12 protein-coding genes are annotated in these 15382 nt (G+C 59.6%); 11 read left to right on the forward strand and 1 reads right to left on the reverse strand.

The window, feature by feature from the left end:
- The first annotated feature begins 26 nt into the window (after positions 1-26).
- Positions 27-6317 (forward strand): ATP-binding sensor histidine kinase, encoded by a 6291-nt coding sequence (locus tag V1280_RS02905; RefSeq protein ID WP_334518804.1) that lies wholly within the window; start codon positions 27-29, stop codon positions 6315-6317.
- Here V1280_RS02905 and V1280_RS02910 read toward each other — a convergent pair.
- Complete coding sequence (locus tag V1280_RS02910; protein WP_334518805.1) at positions 6283-6675, reverse strand: response regulator transcription factor; 393 nt, start codon at positions 6673-6675, stop codon at positions 6283-6285. The two genes, V1280_RS02905 and V1280_RS02910, sit on opposite strands and share 35 nt — an antisense overlap.
- Before the next feature lie 578 nt (positions 6676-7253).
- Here V1280_RS02910 and V1280_RS02915 point away from each other — a divergent pair.
- The 10 genes from V1280_RS02915 (at position 7254) to hemA (ending at position 15286) form a co-directional block, all read left to right on the forward strand.
- On the forward strand, positions 7254-7469 hold the full coding sequence (locus V1280_RS02915) for a hypothetical protein (protein ID WP_334518807.1): 216 nt from the start codon (positions 7254-7256) through the stop codon (positions 7467-7469).
- A gap of 231 nt (positions 7470-7700) precedes the next feature.
- Positions 7701-8336: a response regulator transcription factor gene (locus tag V1280_RS02920; protein ID WP_334392927.1), complete on the forward strand. Its 636-nt coding sequence runs from the start codon at positions 7701-7703 to the stop codon at positions 8334-8336.
- Positions 8337-8557: 221 nt separating this feature from the next.
- Positions 8558-9031 carry a winged helix-turn-helix domain-containing protein gene (locus V1280_RS02925; RefSeq protein ID WP_334518809.1) on the forward strand — a complete coding sequence of 158 codons (474 nt, stop codon included), beginning with the start codon at positions 8558-8560 and terminating at the stop codon, positions 9029-9031.
- Between the two features lie 34 nt (positions 9032-9065).
- Positions 9066-10880, forward strand: a complete 1815-nt coding sequence (locus tag V1280_RS02930; protein WP_334518811.1) for an FUSC family protein — start codon at positions 9066-9068, stop codon at positions 10878-10880.
- On the forward strand, positions 10880-11083 hold the full coding sequence (locus V1280_RS02935) for a DUF1656 domain-containing protein (RefSeq protein WP_334518813.1): 204 nt from the start codon (positions 10880-10882) through the stop codon (positions 11081-11083). The genes V1280_RS02930 and V1280_RS02935 overlap by 1 nt, the downstream gene beginning before the upstream one ends.
- Positions 11084-11094: 11 nt before the next feature.
- The gene (locus V1280_RS02940) at positions 11095-12288 is read left to right on the forward strand and encodes an HlyD family secretion protein (protein ID WP_334518814.1); all 1194 of its coding nucleotides are present in this window, start codon (positions 11095-11097) and stop codon (positions 12286-12288) included.
- Positions 12289-12531: 243 nt separating this feature from the next.
- Positions 12532-12840, forward strand: a complete 309-nt coding sequence (locus V1280_RS02945; RefSeq protein WP_334518815.1) for a hypothetical protein — start codon at positions 12532-12534, stop codon at positions 12838-12840.
- Between the two features lie 177 nt (positions 12841-13017).
- A complete protein-coding gene (locus V1280_RS02950) occupies positions 13018-13251 on the forward strand; it encodes a DUF6894 family protein (protein ID WP_334518817.1) in 234 nt (77 codons plus the stop codon).
- 294 nt (positions 13252-13545) lie between these two features.
- Positions 13546-14001, forward strand: a complete 456-nt coding sequence (locus V1280_RS02955) for a DUF983 domain-containing protein (RefSeq protein ID WP_334518820.1) — start codon at positions 13546-13548, stop codon at positions 13999-14001.
- 55 nt (positions 14002-14056) lie between these two features.
- Entirely contained in the window at positions 14057-15286 is a 1230-nt protein-coding gene (gene hemA, locus V1280_RS02960; RefSeq protein ID WP_334518822.1) for a 5-aminolevulinate synthase, read from the forward strand.
- Positions 15287-15382 lie beyond the last annotated feature (96 nt).

Genomic DNA, 15382 nt, shown 5'->3' on the forward strand with positions numbered 1-15382 from the left:
GGAGTTCGAATGCCGGAGGCTCACAAATGGTGCCGCATTCGCTGAACGTTGCGTACTCGGACGGCGAATCTCAGGTCTTGTGGGAGGACGGCGAACGCGCGTTTCGCCGCGGCTGGCGGCTGGGCGACGACGGCAAGCGTCGCTCCGTGCTGCTTGTTGTTCCTGCCGCCGACCACCCGTCTCGCTCTAACCTCGATCGGCTCACCCACGAATACGAACTAAAGGACGAACTCGATAGGGCGTGGGCAGTGCGCCCGCTGGACCTCGTACGCGACACTGGTCGCACGATACTGGTGCTCGAAGATGAGGGAAGTGAGCCGTTCGACCGGCTGCTCGGTGCGCCGATGGAGGTGGGACGTTTCTTGCGCCTCGCCATTCCTGTCGCGGCAGCTCTTGGCAGACTTCACCAGCGTGGGCTCGTCCACAAAGACATCAAGCCGGCCAACATCCTGCGCAACGACGCAACCGGCGAGGTGCGGTTGACCGGGTTCGGCATCGCCTCGCGCTTCGCGCGCGAGCGTCAGTCGCCTCACCCTCCCGAGACGATCGCCGGCACGCTGGCCTACATGGCCCCCGAACAGACCGGACGGATGAATCGGTCCATCGATTCCCGCAGCGACCTTTACGCGCTTGGCATCACATTCTACCAAATGCTCACCGGTGTACTGCCCTTCAATGCTGCCGACCCGATGGAATTGATTCACTACCACATCGCGCGCCAGCCGGTGCCACCCTGCGAGAGCGTCCCGAGTTTGCCAAGGGTCATCTCTGATATCGTGATGAAGCTGCTCGCCAAATCAGCCGAAGATCGCTACCAGACTGCCACGGGGATCGCCCATGATCTGCGACACTGCCTAACCGAATGGGAAACGCGGGGTCTTGTCGATTGCTTTCCACTTGGCCAACAGGACGCAGCTGACCGACTGCTGATCCCGGAGAAGCTGTATGGACGGACGAGCGAGATCGAGACGTTGCTGGCCGCGTTCGACCGTGTCGTTCAGGGCGGCGCACCGGAACTGGTGCTTGTGTCCGGCCATTCGGGGATTGGCAAGTCCGTCGTTGTAAACGAACTGCACAAGGTATTGGTCCCGCAGCGCGGCCTGTTTGCTACAGGTAAGTTCGATCAGTACAAGCGCGATATTCCCTATTCCACATTGGCGCAGGCTTTTCAGGGCCTTGTCCGCCCGCTCTTGGCGAAGCGCGACGTCGAACTCGGATACTGGCGTGATGCTTTCCGTGAATCCATGGGTCCACATGGCCAACTAATGGTCGACCTGGTCCCGGACTTGAAGCTTATCATCGGGGAACAGGAGCCGCTCCCTGAGCTGCCACCCCAAGACGCGCAACGACGTTTTTTCCTCGTGTTTAGGCGTTTCCTGGCTGTGTTCGCTCGCTCCGAACATCCCCTGGCTCTGTTCCTCGACGACCTTCAATGGCTCGACGCAGCCACGCTCGAACTGCTCGAACATCTGCTGACCGAAGTGGGTGTACGGCATTTGCTGCTGATCTGCGCATATCGAGACAACGAGGTTACCCCAGCCCATCCACTCATGCGAACGTTGGATCGGATCCGAAGCGCTGGAGCGCAGGTGCAGGAGATCGTCCTCGCCCCCTTCGCCAACAAACATGTCGTCGATTTAATCGCGGACTCGATCCGTTGTGACCGCAACGACGTGGCCCCGCTGGCGGCACTGGTGCATGCGAAAACGGCCGGTAATCCATTCTTCGTCGTCCAGTTTCTTTCCGCACTGGTCGAAGAGGGTTTGCTCACTTTCGATCACAGCTCGGCGAACTGGTCCTGGGAACTGGCCGGTATTCACGGCAAGGGCTACACGGACAATGTCGTCGACCTCATGATCGGCAAGCTGAGCCGTCTGCCTGCGAGCACTCAAAAGATCCTGCAGCGGCTCGCCTGTCTGGGCAGCACCGCCGAGTTCGCGCAGCTGGCAATGGTCCGCGAGGAATCGGACGAGGAGTTGCGCCACAATCTACAGGAATCGCTTCGATCCGAACTCGTGCTCCATTCGGGAAGCAGCTATCGCTTCCTTCATGACCGCGTTCAGGAAGCGGCCTATTCCCTGATCCCTGAGGCAGGGCGCGCCGAGGCGCATCTCCGGATCGGAAGGCTGTTGGCTACCCATACTCCTCCGGAGAAGCGGGAAGAGGCGATTTTCGAGATCGTCAATCAGCTCAATCGCGGTGCTGCGCTGATCGCGGCGCCAGACGAAAAGGAGCAGCTTGCGGATTTCAATCTGATGGCAGGTAAGCGCGCCAAGGCCTCCACGGCCTATGCTTCGGCATTGCGCTACTTCATTGCGGGCGCGGCAGTCATGCCAGACGACGCATGGGAGCGGCGGCCGGACCTCATGTTCGCGCTGGAGTTGCATCGAGCGGAATGTGAGTTTCTGACTGGCGCACTAACGGCGGCGGAGGAGCGCTTGACGATGCTGACCTCTCACGCCGCCACGATCGTCGATGAAGCGGCGCTCGCCGGCTTGCGCATCGAGCTGTATTTGACGGAGAATGAGGTCGGCCGTGCGGTCGAAGTCTGTCTCGGCTACCTCCGTCGTCTGGGCATCGAGTGGTCGCCTCATCCGACGGCAGATGAGGCTCGACGGGAATACGAGCGAATCTGGTCGTTGCTCGGGGCGCGCGAAATAGAAGATCTCGTCGACCTACCCATCATGAGTGAACCTGAGGCCTTGGCCACCATGGAGGTTCTGACCAAGGTAACAATTGCTGCGATGAATAACGATGTGAATTTGTATGGCCTTGTTGTTTGCCGCATGGTCAATCTCAGCCTTGAATACGGCAACAACGATGCTTCCTGTGTCGCTTATGTCTGCGTGGGCGCAATCGCCGGACGTGTCTTTGGTCAGTACAAGGCCGGGTTTCGCTTCGGCCAGCTAGGGTACGACTTGGTCGAACGACGCTCTCTGAAGAGATTCCAGGTCCGGACATACCTGGATTTCGCTGTTCTCATCATCCCGTGGACCAAGCATCTGCGAACCGGGGGAGATTTATTCCGCCGAGTGTTCGATGCCGCCAATAACGTAGGCGAGATCATCTATGCGACATATGCGTGCCTCAACCTGAACCACAGGCTTCTGGCAATCGGCGATCCACTCCCCGACGTGCAAGGGGAAGCCGAGAAAGGCCTGGAGTATACTCAGAAGGTTGGTATCACTCCTATAGCTGACGTGATTGCGACGCAACTTGCTTTCATCCGCAATCTTCGCGGCTTGACAACGACTTTCGGCTGTTTCGACGACGGGCAATTTAATGAACTTGAATTCGAAGGCCGATCGCACCCACCAATCGTGGTGTGTTGGTATTGGGCACGAAAGCTTCAGGCGTGCATCCTTACCGGCGACTATGCAGCGGCCGCTCAAGCATCGCTGAACGCGAAAGAATTGCTCTGGGCATCACCGTCCTTTTTCGAAGAAGCGGAAGCGCGCTTCTATGGCGCGCTAAGCCAAGCGGCGTCCTGCGATCGCGCATCGCCCAATGACCTCCGGCAGCGTGTCCAGGCGTTAGGCGCCCACTACAGACAATTCGCGGAATGGGCGGAGAACTGCCCGGAAAATTTTGAAAGCCGGACCGCTGTCGTCGGCGCCGAGATGGCTCGAATCGAAAATCGTGAGCTCGACGCAGAGCGTCTTTACGAAAAGGCGATCCTTTCGGCGCGCACGAACGGATTCGTACACATTGAAGGACTCGCCAACGAGTTGGCCGCCCGATTCTACGCCGCGCGCGGCTTCGAGACGATCGCAAACGCTTATCTGCGTGAGGCCCGGTCCTGCTACCTGCGTTGGGGCGCCGACGGCAAGGTCCGGCAGCTCGACCAGCTGCACCCGTGGCTGAGGCAGGACCAGCACGCACCGGGTCTCACGGGCACAATCGAGGCGCCGGTCGACCATCTCGATCTCGCGACGATCGTCGAGGTCTCGCAAGCCCTCTCTGGCGAGATAGTCGTGGACAGGCTGATCGATAGGTTCATGCGAGCGGCCATCGAGCACGCCGGCGCCGAGCGCGCCGTTCTGGTTGCCGTACGGGATGAGGAACTGCGAACTTCCGCGGAGGCAGTCGTGCGCGGAAATGAGATCACCCTGCAAGTGCGGCAACATCCTGCGAGCGATGTAGCAGCGCTGCCTGAGTCACTCGTTCTCTACTCGATACGTACGCGGGAGCCGGTTGTTCTGGGTGACGCCGTTTCGAGGAGTTCGTTTTCCGCCGATCCTTACATTGTGAAGTATCGCGTCCACTCTGTTCTCTGTCTGCCATTGATCAATCAGGGAAAGCTCATCGGTATTCTCTACCTTGAAAACAACCTGACGCCGCACGCTTTCACTCCAGACCGGGTAACCATGCTGAAGGTGCTGGCGTCGCAGGCGGCGATCTCGCTCGAGAACACGCAGCTTTATCGCGATCTTGCGGATCGCGAAGGCAAGATCCGGCGTCTTGTCGACGCCAATATCATTGGGATCATCGTTGCCGATGCCGAAGGTGGGATTTTCGAAGCCAACGATGCGTTTCTCCATATCCTGGGATTTGATCGTAACGACTTTGTTTCGGGCAACGTGCGCTGGAATGAACTGACTCCGCCGGAATGGCGCGACCGCACTGCGCGCGCGCTGGAAGAATTGTTGACGACCGGCACGGCGCAACCCTTCGAGAAGGAATACTTTCGAAAAGACGGTAGCCGCGTGCCCGTGCTAATCGGCTACACGGCCTTCGAGGAAAAGAGAGACAAAGGCATCGCGTTCGTACTCGATTTGACCGAGCGCAAGCGGGCCGAGAACGCATTACGCGAGAGCGAGGAAAGGTTCCGCGACTTCGCCGAGACGGCGTCCGACTGGCTTTGGGAGATGGGGCCAGACCACAAATTGACGATGCTGACCCCGAATGCATTCGGCTCCAGTCCTTCGGCTCGGCTTGGCACCGCGGCCTGGGAGCGTGCCCTCGACCTTGAAGCCGAGCCGGAGAAGTGGCGGGCGATCCAGGCCACGATGGATTCGCATGAGCCGTTCCGCGACTTCGTCTATCTCGCCGCTGGCTTCGACGGTTCCCCGATGTATGTGAGGGCCAGTGGTAAGCCGGTGTTTAACGTCGACGGCAAATTCCTCGGCTATCGCGGCACCGGTACGGACGCGACAGTGATCATTCGCGCGCAGGAGGCACTGCGTGAAAGCGAACGAAATTTGCGCTCGGCAATTGACGGGATACCGGGTCTCGTCGCGATCCTGGCTCCGAACGGCGACGTCGAAGCGGTAAATCGCCAAATCTTTGAGTATTGCGGCCAGTCACTGGAAGAGCTGAGGAACTGGGGCACCAACGGAACGATTCATCCTGATGACCATCCCCAGTTCGCTGAAATCTTCACAAAATCGATCGCCGCCGGCATTCCCTACAGGACCGAGGCACGCGTCAGGCGCTTCGACGGCCAATATCGCTGGTTCGAGATCCGTGGCATTCCGGTCAGGGAGGCCTCCTCCGACCGCATTGTTCGCTGGTATTCCCTGCTGACCGACACAGAAGATCGCACACAGGCGTTGGCGCGGTTGCAGCAGATGCAATCGGATTTTGCTCACATGAACCGCGTGAGCATGATGGGAGAATTGGCAGCCTCGCTCTCTCATGAGATCGCGCAACCGATCGCCAGCGCGCGCAACAACGCCCGGGCGGCCCAGAATTTTCTGGAAAGGCAGCCGCAAGACATGGGCGAGGTGAGGGAAGCACTCTCTTGCGTTGTTGGCGACGCAGATCGGGCTGGAGAAATCATCGATCGCATCCGGGAGCAAATCAAGAAGGCGCCGCCGCGAAAGGAGTGTTTTGATCTCAACGCGGCAATCAACGAAGTGATCGCATTGGCGCAAAGCGTGACCCTCAGGGATGGCATTTCGGTCCAAACCCGGCTTGCAGAGGGTTTGATTTCGATTCTAGGGGACCGCGTTCAGCTGCAGCAAGTCTTGCTGAATCTTATTCTGAATGCGGCTGAAGCAATGAGTTCGGTTGAAGAGGGAGCAAGGGAGCTGGTGATCAGCACCGAGCATCACCTGGCAGGCGCCCTGGTGGCTGTGCGCGATTCCGGGCCGGGCATTACTCCGGCGCATCTCGATCGGGTATTCGACGCCTTCTACACCACGAAGTCTAGTGGAACCGGCATGGGGCTGTCGATCTGCCGTTCCATCATCGACGCTCACGGCGGCAAGCTGTGGGCGGAAGCAAACGATCCGCGCGGCGCTGCATTTCAGTTCACCTTGCCCGATGCCGAAGGAGAGGTCACGGCTCCTCCCCGGGCGGGCCAGCCGACCTGAGAGCCTCGCGAACGCATCGTGTGAGATGCTCCTCATCCACCGGCTTGCGCAGGTAGCACAAAGCCCCATCGTTCTGGGCGCGAGCCCGGTCAACATCCGTGGGAAACGCAGTCACGAAGATTGTCGGAATCGCGTGGCCCGTGTCGAGGAGGCGCCGGTAGAGTTCGAGCCCAGTCATCTCGGGCATATGGATGTCGGCGATCATGCAGGCTGTTTCGGCAAGGCGCGGGGATGCTAGAAATTCTGCTGCAGAAGCGAATGTGTCGGACGTAAAGCCCAGCGATCTCATGAGCCTGCACATCGAATCACGAAAAAACCGATCATCATCGACGACCGAAACCAGTACCTTTTTCATCATGCCGCCTTGGCCATTCGCTGGACCGCCGTGCGGGCAGCCAAACTATGCCGACGCTCCGCCTGGAATTCTCTATCTTTGCGAGAATGCCACCAGTGCTGCGCCAGAGCCCCATAAATTTTGGCTTATCTTGACGACGATTGCGAACTGAGCCGCCATGCCTTCTGATCAGGACTTTGGCTGAACGAACGGGGCGCCGGTACGCCCGGCGGCCTAAGTTCCACGTCCGAGCGTCATAAGCCTTCGTATCGTCGTCTTGCGCCTTTGGATGCCCGCCGTCGACCTGCGCTCAATTGAGGTGTCGGTGACGATCCTCCTAGTTTGCATGTGTTGGAAATGCGCACAGGCCAAAAGGAGATGACAATGGCTTACCGCTTGGAAAGTCACGGGTCTGACACGACCGCGCGATGCGCAATCTGTGATGGCAAGTTCGGTCTCGTGCGGCATTATTCGTGGCGAACTGGGCTTTGCTCCAGGAACTGCGTCGATCGCTTCAGAGCACGGCGCCAAAGTGACCGCAATTGGATGGGCTGGCTCCAGGCCGCTTTCGACCAGTCGACCGAAAACCGCGCGAGGGCATCATGACGTTTGAAATCTCACGGCGAGGCAAGCAATATCTGAGAACGGCAGAGACTTTGCTCCGCACAGCCCAAACCATGACCGACCGAATGGTTGCTAATCAGCTCAAGGCCCTTGCCGACGACTACGAGCGCCGAGCTGAGAAGGCTTCGCTCGATGATGCAGCCAAGGTATTGGCTCAATCGGCAACAAGCGCTGAACCCGAGTGGTTTGCGTGAGCTGATCGGCAGCCTCGCTCCGCAGCTATCGAGCCTAGCGTATTCGAACTTCGAAAAGTGGACCAGCGCATCGGGCGGAAGCGACTGTGCCAGCGCGTAAACTTTGGTTTACCCGCGCGCATGCTCTGGAAAAAAAGGGACTGTTCAGGTTCCCGGATTGGGACTAGAAATGGGCGATCTGGCCGCATGCCAGGAGAGGCTGATTTTCGCGATCCCTTCCGAGCAGCAGCGATGTCTGACGCAACCTCCACCGTGTTGGTCATCGACGACGATCCGGACCTCCGCGCGTCGGTCGGACGCCTGCTGCGATCGCTCGGCATCAATTTTCAGCTATTTGCGTCCATTTCCGAATTTCTCAAGTCCGATCTCCCGGATTGTCCCACCTGCCTGGTGCTCGACATCAGAATGCCCGGCCAAAGCGGCCTCGATCTTCAGCGCGAGCTTGCTGCGGCGAACAGGGAGATTCCGATCATCTTCGTCACCGGACACGGCGATATACCGATGTCCGTCCAGGCTATGAAAGGGGGCGCGATCGAGTTCTTGACCAAGCCGTTCCGGGATCAGGAACTCCTCGACGCCATTCAGCTGGGTCTGTCTCGCGATCGTGCACGGCGGGAAAGTGACAGGGACCTGGCAGGGCTGCGGGAGCGCTTTGCCTCGCTGAGCCCCAGGGAGCGCGAGATTGTGATTCAGGTCGCGCGTGGCCGTCTGAGCAAACAGATTGCCCATGAGATCGGGATCGCCGAGGCCACGGTGAAGGTGCATCGCAGCAGGGCGATGCAGAAGATGCAGGCCGGTTCGCTTCCAGAACTCGGCCGGATGGCTGACAAGCTGAAGCTGGTGCTCGACGCGCCACAACGCTCCTGAGCTACACCTTTGCGCGACGCGCAACTGTGAACAGGCGGACCACGGGCAGCGACGCTTGGACTACCCCCGCAAGGCGCCTTGATCTGTAAATTTAGGTTTAGCTAACGCAGCCAAATTTGTCCTTGCGCTCCACCCTCGCACAATAGCCCACCGGACTCCAAACCATCAAATTGCCCTCACGAGCATTTGCCGGGAATAGCCCTGCCAGAGCACGCGAGGTCATGATGCGAGCACTAGGATCGACTTCAGATTTTGAGCGTTTGACGCAATTTGATCCCGAAACGGGATTTGATGCGAGAAGCACCTTTCAAACGCGTGATTTGGAAAAGCCCTTCATCGAGAAGCGAATTGGATCGGCCGGCGCCGCTCCAGCCAGAGTCTCGTTCGGACCATTCTGCCTGCTTCCGACGCAGTTTCTCTTGCGCGAGGGCGACAAGCCCGTAGCTCTGGGAAGCCGGGCTCTGCAGATCCTGATCGCTTTGCTGGAGCGACGCGGTGAGTTGGTCAGCAAGCAGGATTTGATGGCTCACGTTTGGCCCAACATTTTCGTCGAGCCTGCCAACCTCACGGTCCATATGTCTGCGCTGCGTCGCGCGCTGCGTGACGGCCGGGACGGGCATCGGTTTATCGTCAACATCCCCGGACGTGGCTACTGTTTCGTTGCTTCAGTCGATGTGTCGGGACACGAGAACTGAACACAACTGGCCAAGCATCAGCAGAGGTATCGCCGTGATCGCGACAACAGCAGAGCAGCCATTCACTGTAGCGAAGATTCCCGTCAGTTCCTGGGGCTTCGCCATTCGCGTCTGGCTGGCGACGATCCTGGCCCTGTTCGTGAGCTTCTGGCTGCAGCTTGAAGCGCCGACGACGTCGGCGCTTACAGTTGCAGTTCTTGCCGAACCAACCCGCGGTCAGGCGCTAGATAAGGCAGCTTTTCGATTGCTTGCCACTGTCATCGGCGTGACGGCGTCAATTGCAATCACCGGCATGTTCTCACAGGCGAGGGATGTGATCCTCGCAGCGTTCGCCGTTTGGCTCGGCATTTGCGTCTTTGCGGCGAAGCTTTTGGACGGCTATCGGGCCTACGCAGCGGTGCTGTCAGGCTACACGGTCGGACTTATCGCGGTACAGCAGATTGATCACCCGCAGCATGTGTTTGAATCCGGCATGGCGCGTGGCGCCGCGATCACGGTCGGCATTCTCTCGATAGCAGCGGTAAATACGTTGATATTTGCCCCCGACCGTCAACCGGGCATACTTGCTCAGCTCACGGCGATTCATCGCCGCGTTCGCGAATATGCAAGCGCAGCTTTCCGCTGCGAACCAGCCAACTCGGTCGTATTCCTGACGCTGCTGCGGGAGATTGTGGCGCTCCGGCCAGCGATCGCGAGTATAGCTTTGGAGTCGAACAACGGCTCCGTCAGGAGTGCTGCTGCCCGCAGCGCTGCGGTCGCGTTGGTCGCCAAGTTGCAGGCTGCGCGGCTTAAAGGTGATCTCGAGAGCGAAGCTTCGGGCTGGGCAGCCAGGGAAATGCTGCGCCGGGATGCCGAGGTCCTCCAGGATCTGGCAGCCCTGAGGTCGGCGAGATGGCCATTGCGTGTCTGGCGGGCGCCCTTGCATAGATCTTGGCGAACGGCAGCCGAAAGCGGTATCCGCGCCGCCGCATGGTTTGCAATCGCATCGATGCTCTATATTTGGGCCGGATGGCCCGCAGCGAGCTTTTCGCTGTCGTTCGTGACGCTGGTTACCGGACTCGGCGCCACGACTCCGAATCCGCGTGGCTTCACCGCTGTCGCGCTTGTTGGTACGCCGGCTGCGGCTTTGCTAGCGGGGATACTCGAGTTCGTCGTCCTCAATGGTGCCGACGCCTTTCCTGTGCTGGCCGTCGGTCTTGCTCCCTTTACGATCGGCGCAGCACTTCTCTTGACCTCCAAGAACTTTCTTTGGTCAGGACTCGGTCGCCTCATTCTCACGTTCGCCATGGTCTTGCTGGCACCAAGCAATCCGCAGACCTACAATCCGCAGAGCTTTCTCGTCACCACTCTCCTCGTTCTAGTGGCCGCGGCGCTCCTGCTTGTGGCACAGTCGCTGATTCCGCCCGTCTCCGAAGGAAAACGCAGGATGCGGCTGCTCGCAGACGCTCGCAGCGAACTGCTGAAACACGGCCACCCGGATGGAGGAGCTCCGGAGGAAGCAATGTTCCGGGACGCCTCGCGGATCGAGCAGTTTCTCGCCGCTGGAGGAGCACAGGACAGCCGCGCCCTCGCGGAGATGCTCTCCTGCTTCGATCATTCGACAATATTACGGCTTTGTGACGTGAAGTTGATGCAATTCACCGACAGCTCACTTGCGTCACTGGCGGACGAAGCACGCACCGCGATCGTCAATCGAGACACGGCCACCTTGCGCGCCATTGCACTCAGGTTCCGTGAACAAGGTCCGCAGAAAGACTCGATCGAGGCAGATGTTGCTGCGTGCCTTGTGCTGGCCAGCAACATCCTTGAGCGGGGCAGCGGCGTCGTTTGCCCGGGGAAGGCAGCCTGATGGCGCACACCTTTCCAGAGCTGGTCATCGGGGGTGTCCTGTTGGCGCCGTTTATAACCTATTTGGCGGTGACTCTCGTCATCTTCATCGTCCTCCGACCGCTTCTGCTTGTCGTCGGCTTTGCGAAGATGTTCAGTCGCCCCGCGATTGCAGAGCTGAGTCTCGGCGTCGCTATTCTCGGCTTTTTGATGCTGTTGTTCTAGAGGAGATGGGCATGGATACGGCCGTTCACGACGAGGCTGTTCAACAAGACAAGATGCAGACCATGGTGACGCGCTCGCCACCAACTGTCGATGAGGCATCGGCTCGCCAAACCGGCGAGGTTGACGACGTTGCGAGAAGAGCATCGGAAAGCCCGCCAGGCGACAGACCGATCGTATCGTCCTCGGGAAAGCGCAAGGGACAGCGGCGAAGCGGCGCCTTGCGAACCGTGCGGTTCGTGCTGCGCAAGGTAGCAACAGCTGGGATCGCAGTCGTTGCGGTGGCGGTCGCTCTCGTGAGCTGGGATCACTATAACGCCGGGCCCTGGACACGGGATGGGCGCGTGCGAGTTCATGTTGCAAGTGTAGCTCCGCAGATTTCCGGTCAAATCAGGGATCTGCGAATTGTAGACAACCAATTCGTCCACAAGGGAGACATTTTGTATCTCATCGAGCCATTCGATTTCGAGGTCGCACTCCGTGCGCACAAAGCGGCGTTGCAGCAAAGGATGGCCGATCTGAACGTGAAGCAATTGCAGTCCGAGCGACGGAACCGTTTATCAGATCTATCTACCTCCGTTGAACAGAAGCAAGTCTATGAGGGAAGTGCGCTTCAGGCGAAAGCGGCCGTAGAGGCGGCTCAAGAGCAAGTGTCACAGGCGGAAATCAACGTGCAGCGCACTGCAGTGCGTAGTCCGGTCAACGGAATCGTTACAAATCTCTTGCTGCGAGAGGGAGACTACGCGCATCAAGGCGCCACCAATGTCTCGATCATCGACGCGGATAGCTATTGGGTCGATGGCTATTTTGAAGAAACGAAGCTGGCACGGCTGTGCGTGGGTGACCGTGCCGAGGCTAAACTGATGGGCTACTCCGCGCCTATCATAGGCCACATCGCAACAGTGACGCGGGGCATTAGCGTGTCGAACGCAGCGGCTTCCACGCAAGGGTTGCCCAACGTTGATCCTGTTTACACCTGGGTACGGCTGGCGCAACGGGTGCCAGTCCGGATTGCGATCGACAACGTACCGGCTGGCGTGCCGCTGGTGTCGGGCTTGACCGCAACCGTCACGATCCGAAACGGCAAGGGCGGCCTGAGCGAAACGCTCGTGCAAAAAGTTCGTGCGGAACTCGAGACGAGCTTCTTCGGATTAATCGGCGGAGCTCAAGCGCGGCCGGGCTGCATTCCCAGTCCTTCGTCTCCGTAGCGGTAAAACGCGGTCATTAGCTGGAAGCACGGGCGACCGCCTCCGCTGTCGACTGGGTTTGGTGCCGTCACTGACCGGAAAACGGTGGCGTCACTACCGTATCCGAACCGTCCTTCGTCGTTCCTAAGCCAAGGTTTATGTGCCGCAACCGCAAGCCGTACTCGGAACGACCCCCGTGCAATAGAACATGGGCCAGCAGAACTGTAATGCTCCTCACAACAACTCGCTCTATGGAGTTCGCTCATGAGGAGAATCGCCGTTCTCATCGCTTCCGCCGCGATCAACGTCTCCGCGATTCCTGCGGTTGCTGCGGAATGCACGTCGATCAAGGACATCGACACCTCCCGCTCGCGCTGGGAGATGGTGCGCAGCCAGCCGGCCAAAGAGGCGGATAAGGAGAAGATCTGCCGTGCCTACGCTACCCTGCTCTATGAGGCAGTGACGCTTCGCCAGGTCGCGACAACGTGCACCGCCGGCGAGCGAAACCTCGCTGTGCTTGACTCCGAAATCAACGCTTTCAACAACCTCATGGCCACGAAGTGTGGCGGTTGACGGCTCGACGAATGGCAATCCACGAGGTGCACAAGTGACCCTGTTTCCGCTGATGAAGCTCTGGATGTGGTTTCGCATCCTCGAAGCATCACCGAATCTGGCTTTCGTACCGCACCGTCGACGACGCCAGCGACGATTAGGTCTCTTGGCTACACGTCCATTTGAAGGAGGTTGAACATGACCCAGGTATACTTCCACTGCTCCAACACGAAGAAGGTTTTCCTCGATCACCGCGGCGCCGTGGTCGACGATCTCGTTGAGGCGCGCGATCATGCGACCCGCGTCGTGCAATCCTTCACCAGCGATCGCAGCCTTGAGGATTGGCGTGACTGGGTCCTGCATGTCAGCGACGATCAGGGCGATGAGCTCTTCGTTGTGCCCTTCACTTTCGTGCTCGGCAAGCCGCATTGATGGTTGTGTTGATCGACATCAGTGTGTTCGAGGCACTGTGTAAGCATTCGCCACGATTTGCTGAGATTTGGACTGCTTCACTCGCACTGACATCCCTTATCGGATACCGATTTGCCTTGCGGAGGCAGACAGCTCCGCAAGTGTTTGGCCCCGGCGCTCCTCCCTCCGTCGTGGCTCCCTGCGGCCGGTCCTCTCCCCCGAAGGACCGGCCGCCCTTCGGGCCTGATAGGCGACGGTGCCGGATCGCGCTCGAAGACCTGTGATCACTTTTAGCAACTCGAAGAGAACCAAGTCATGGAGACGATCAACCCCACCAATAAAGTCTGGAGCCGCGAAGTCGGCGCGGCCGGGAAACGCGATTTATGGTCTTCCATGAGGCGCGGGTTTCGCGGCCGTTGCCCGCGTTGCGGCGAAGGCAAGTTGTTCGGAGCCTTCCTGAAGGTCGACAATCGTTGCTCAGTGTGCGGGCTCGATTTTACGCCGCATCGCGCTGACGATCTGCCGGCCTACCTCGTGATCGCCATCGTCGGACATATCGTGGTTCCTGCCGCGCTTCTGATCGAGACCGACTACTCGCCCCCGATAGGGCTGCAGCTTGCGATCTATTTGCCGCTGACGGTGCTGATGTCGCTGGCCCTGCTACAACCGGTGAAGGGCGCGGTCGTCGGGCTGCAATGGGCGCTGGGCATGCACGGCTTTGACGGCAATGGCCCCGAGCGAATTCCGCCCGCTCAGGCTCCACCGGCTTGATGAAAGCACACACAGTCGGCGCTCTCTTCTGGAACGCAAGGTCAGGGGTTATTTCGTGATCCATAAACAATATTTTTCCGCCGCGCTTGTTCGCCTGCACGCAGAACGGCGCTATCGCGTGTTTGCCGATCTCGAGCGCATCGCCGGTCGTTTCCCGCACGCAACATGGCATTCGCCGGGCGGCCCGCGCCCGGTCGTGATCTGGTGCTCGAACGATTACCTTGGTATGGGCCAGCACCCGAAGGTGATCGGCGCCATGGTGGAAACCGCGACCCGCATGGGTGCTGGTGCGGGCGGCACCCGCAACATTTCCGGCACCAACCACCCTCTGGTCGAGCTAGAGCGCGAACTCGCCGACCTGCACGGCAAGGAAGCGGCGCTGGTCTTCACCTCGGGGTATGTCTCCAATGAGACCGGCATCGCGACGATCGCCAAGCTGCTTCCAAACTGCGTGATCCTGTCGGACGCCTGGAACCACAATTCGATGATTGAGGGCGTGCGTCGTGCAGGCGTGGAAAAGAAGATCTGGCGCCATAATGACGTCGGTCACCTCGAACAGTTACTGGCGGCGGAACCACCCGAGCGACCTAAACTGATCGTATTCGAGGCTCTCTACTCGATGGACGGCGACATCGCGCCGGTGAACCGCATCTGCGACCTCGCGGAGCGCTACGGCGCCGTGACCTACATCGACGAGGTCCATTCGGCCGGCATGTACGGCCCGGGCGGCGCCGGCATCGCCGCGCGGGAAGGGGCCTTGCACCGCATCGACGTCGTCGAGGGCACGCTGGCGAAGGCGTTCGGATGCCTGGGCGGTTACATCGCGGGAAGTGCCGACGTTATCGACGCGGTGCGCTCCTACGCACCGGGATTCATTTTCACCACGGCATTACCGCCGGCGATCTGTGCCGCGGCCACCGCGGCGATCCGGCATCTCAAGGTTTCGCAATGGGAGCGCGACCGCCATCAGGAACGCGCCGCGCGGGTTAAGTCCGTGCTCAATGCAGCGGGGCTGCCGGTAATGCCCAGTGAGACGCACATTGTGCCGGTGATGGTGGGCGATCCTGAGAAGTGCAAGGAAGCGAGCGATCTCCTGCTCGCCAAGCACGGCATCTACGTCCAGCCGATCAACTATCCAACCGTCCCGCGCGGCACCGAACGGCTGCGCATCACGCCAACGCCTTATCACGATGACAAGCTAATTGACGCGCTCGCTGAAGCATTAGTCGATGCATGGGGCCGGATCGAATTGCCGCTTCGACACCACGCGCTCGCGGCAGAGTGATCGTGCCGCATCGGCATACGCCACACTGGGGTTGGCAAGCCGCATCGAGAGCACATTTTCATCGAAGCAAATGACCAAAGCAACATGGAGCACACA

The organism is Bradyrhizobium sp. AZCC 2230, from assembly GCF_036924495.1.
In the GTDB taxonomy this organism is placed as follows: Bacteria; Pseudomonadota; Alphaproteobacteria; order Rhizobiales; family Xanthobacteraceae; genus Bradyrhizobium; species Bradyrhizobium rifense.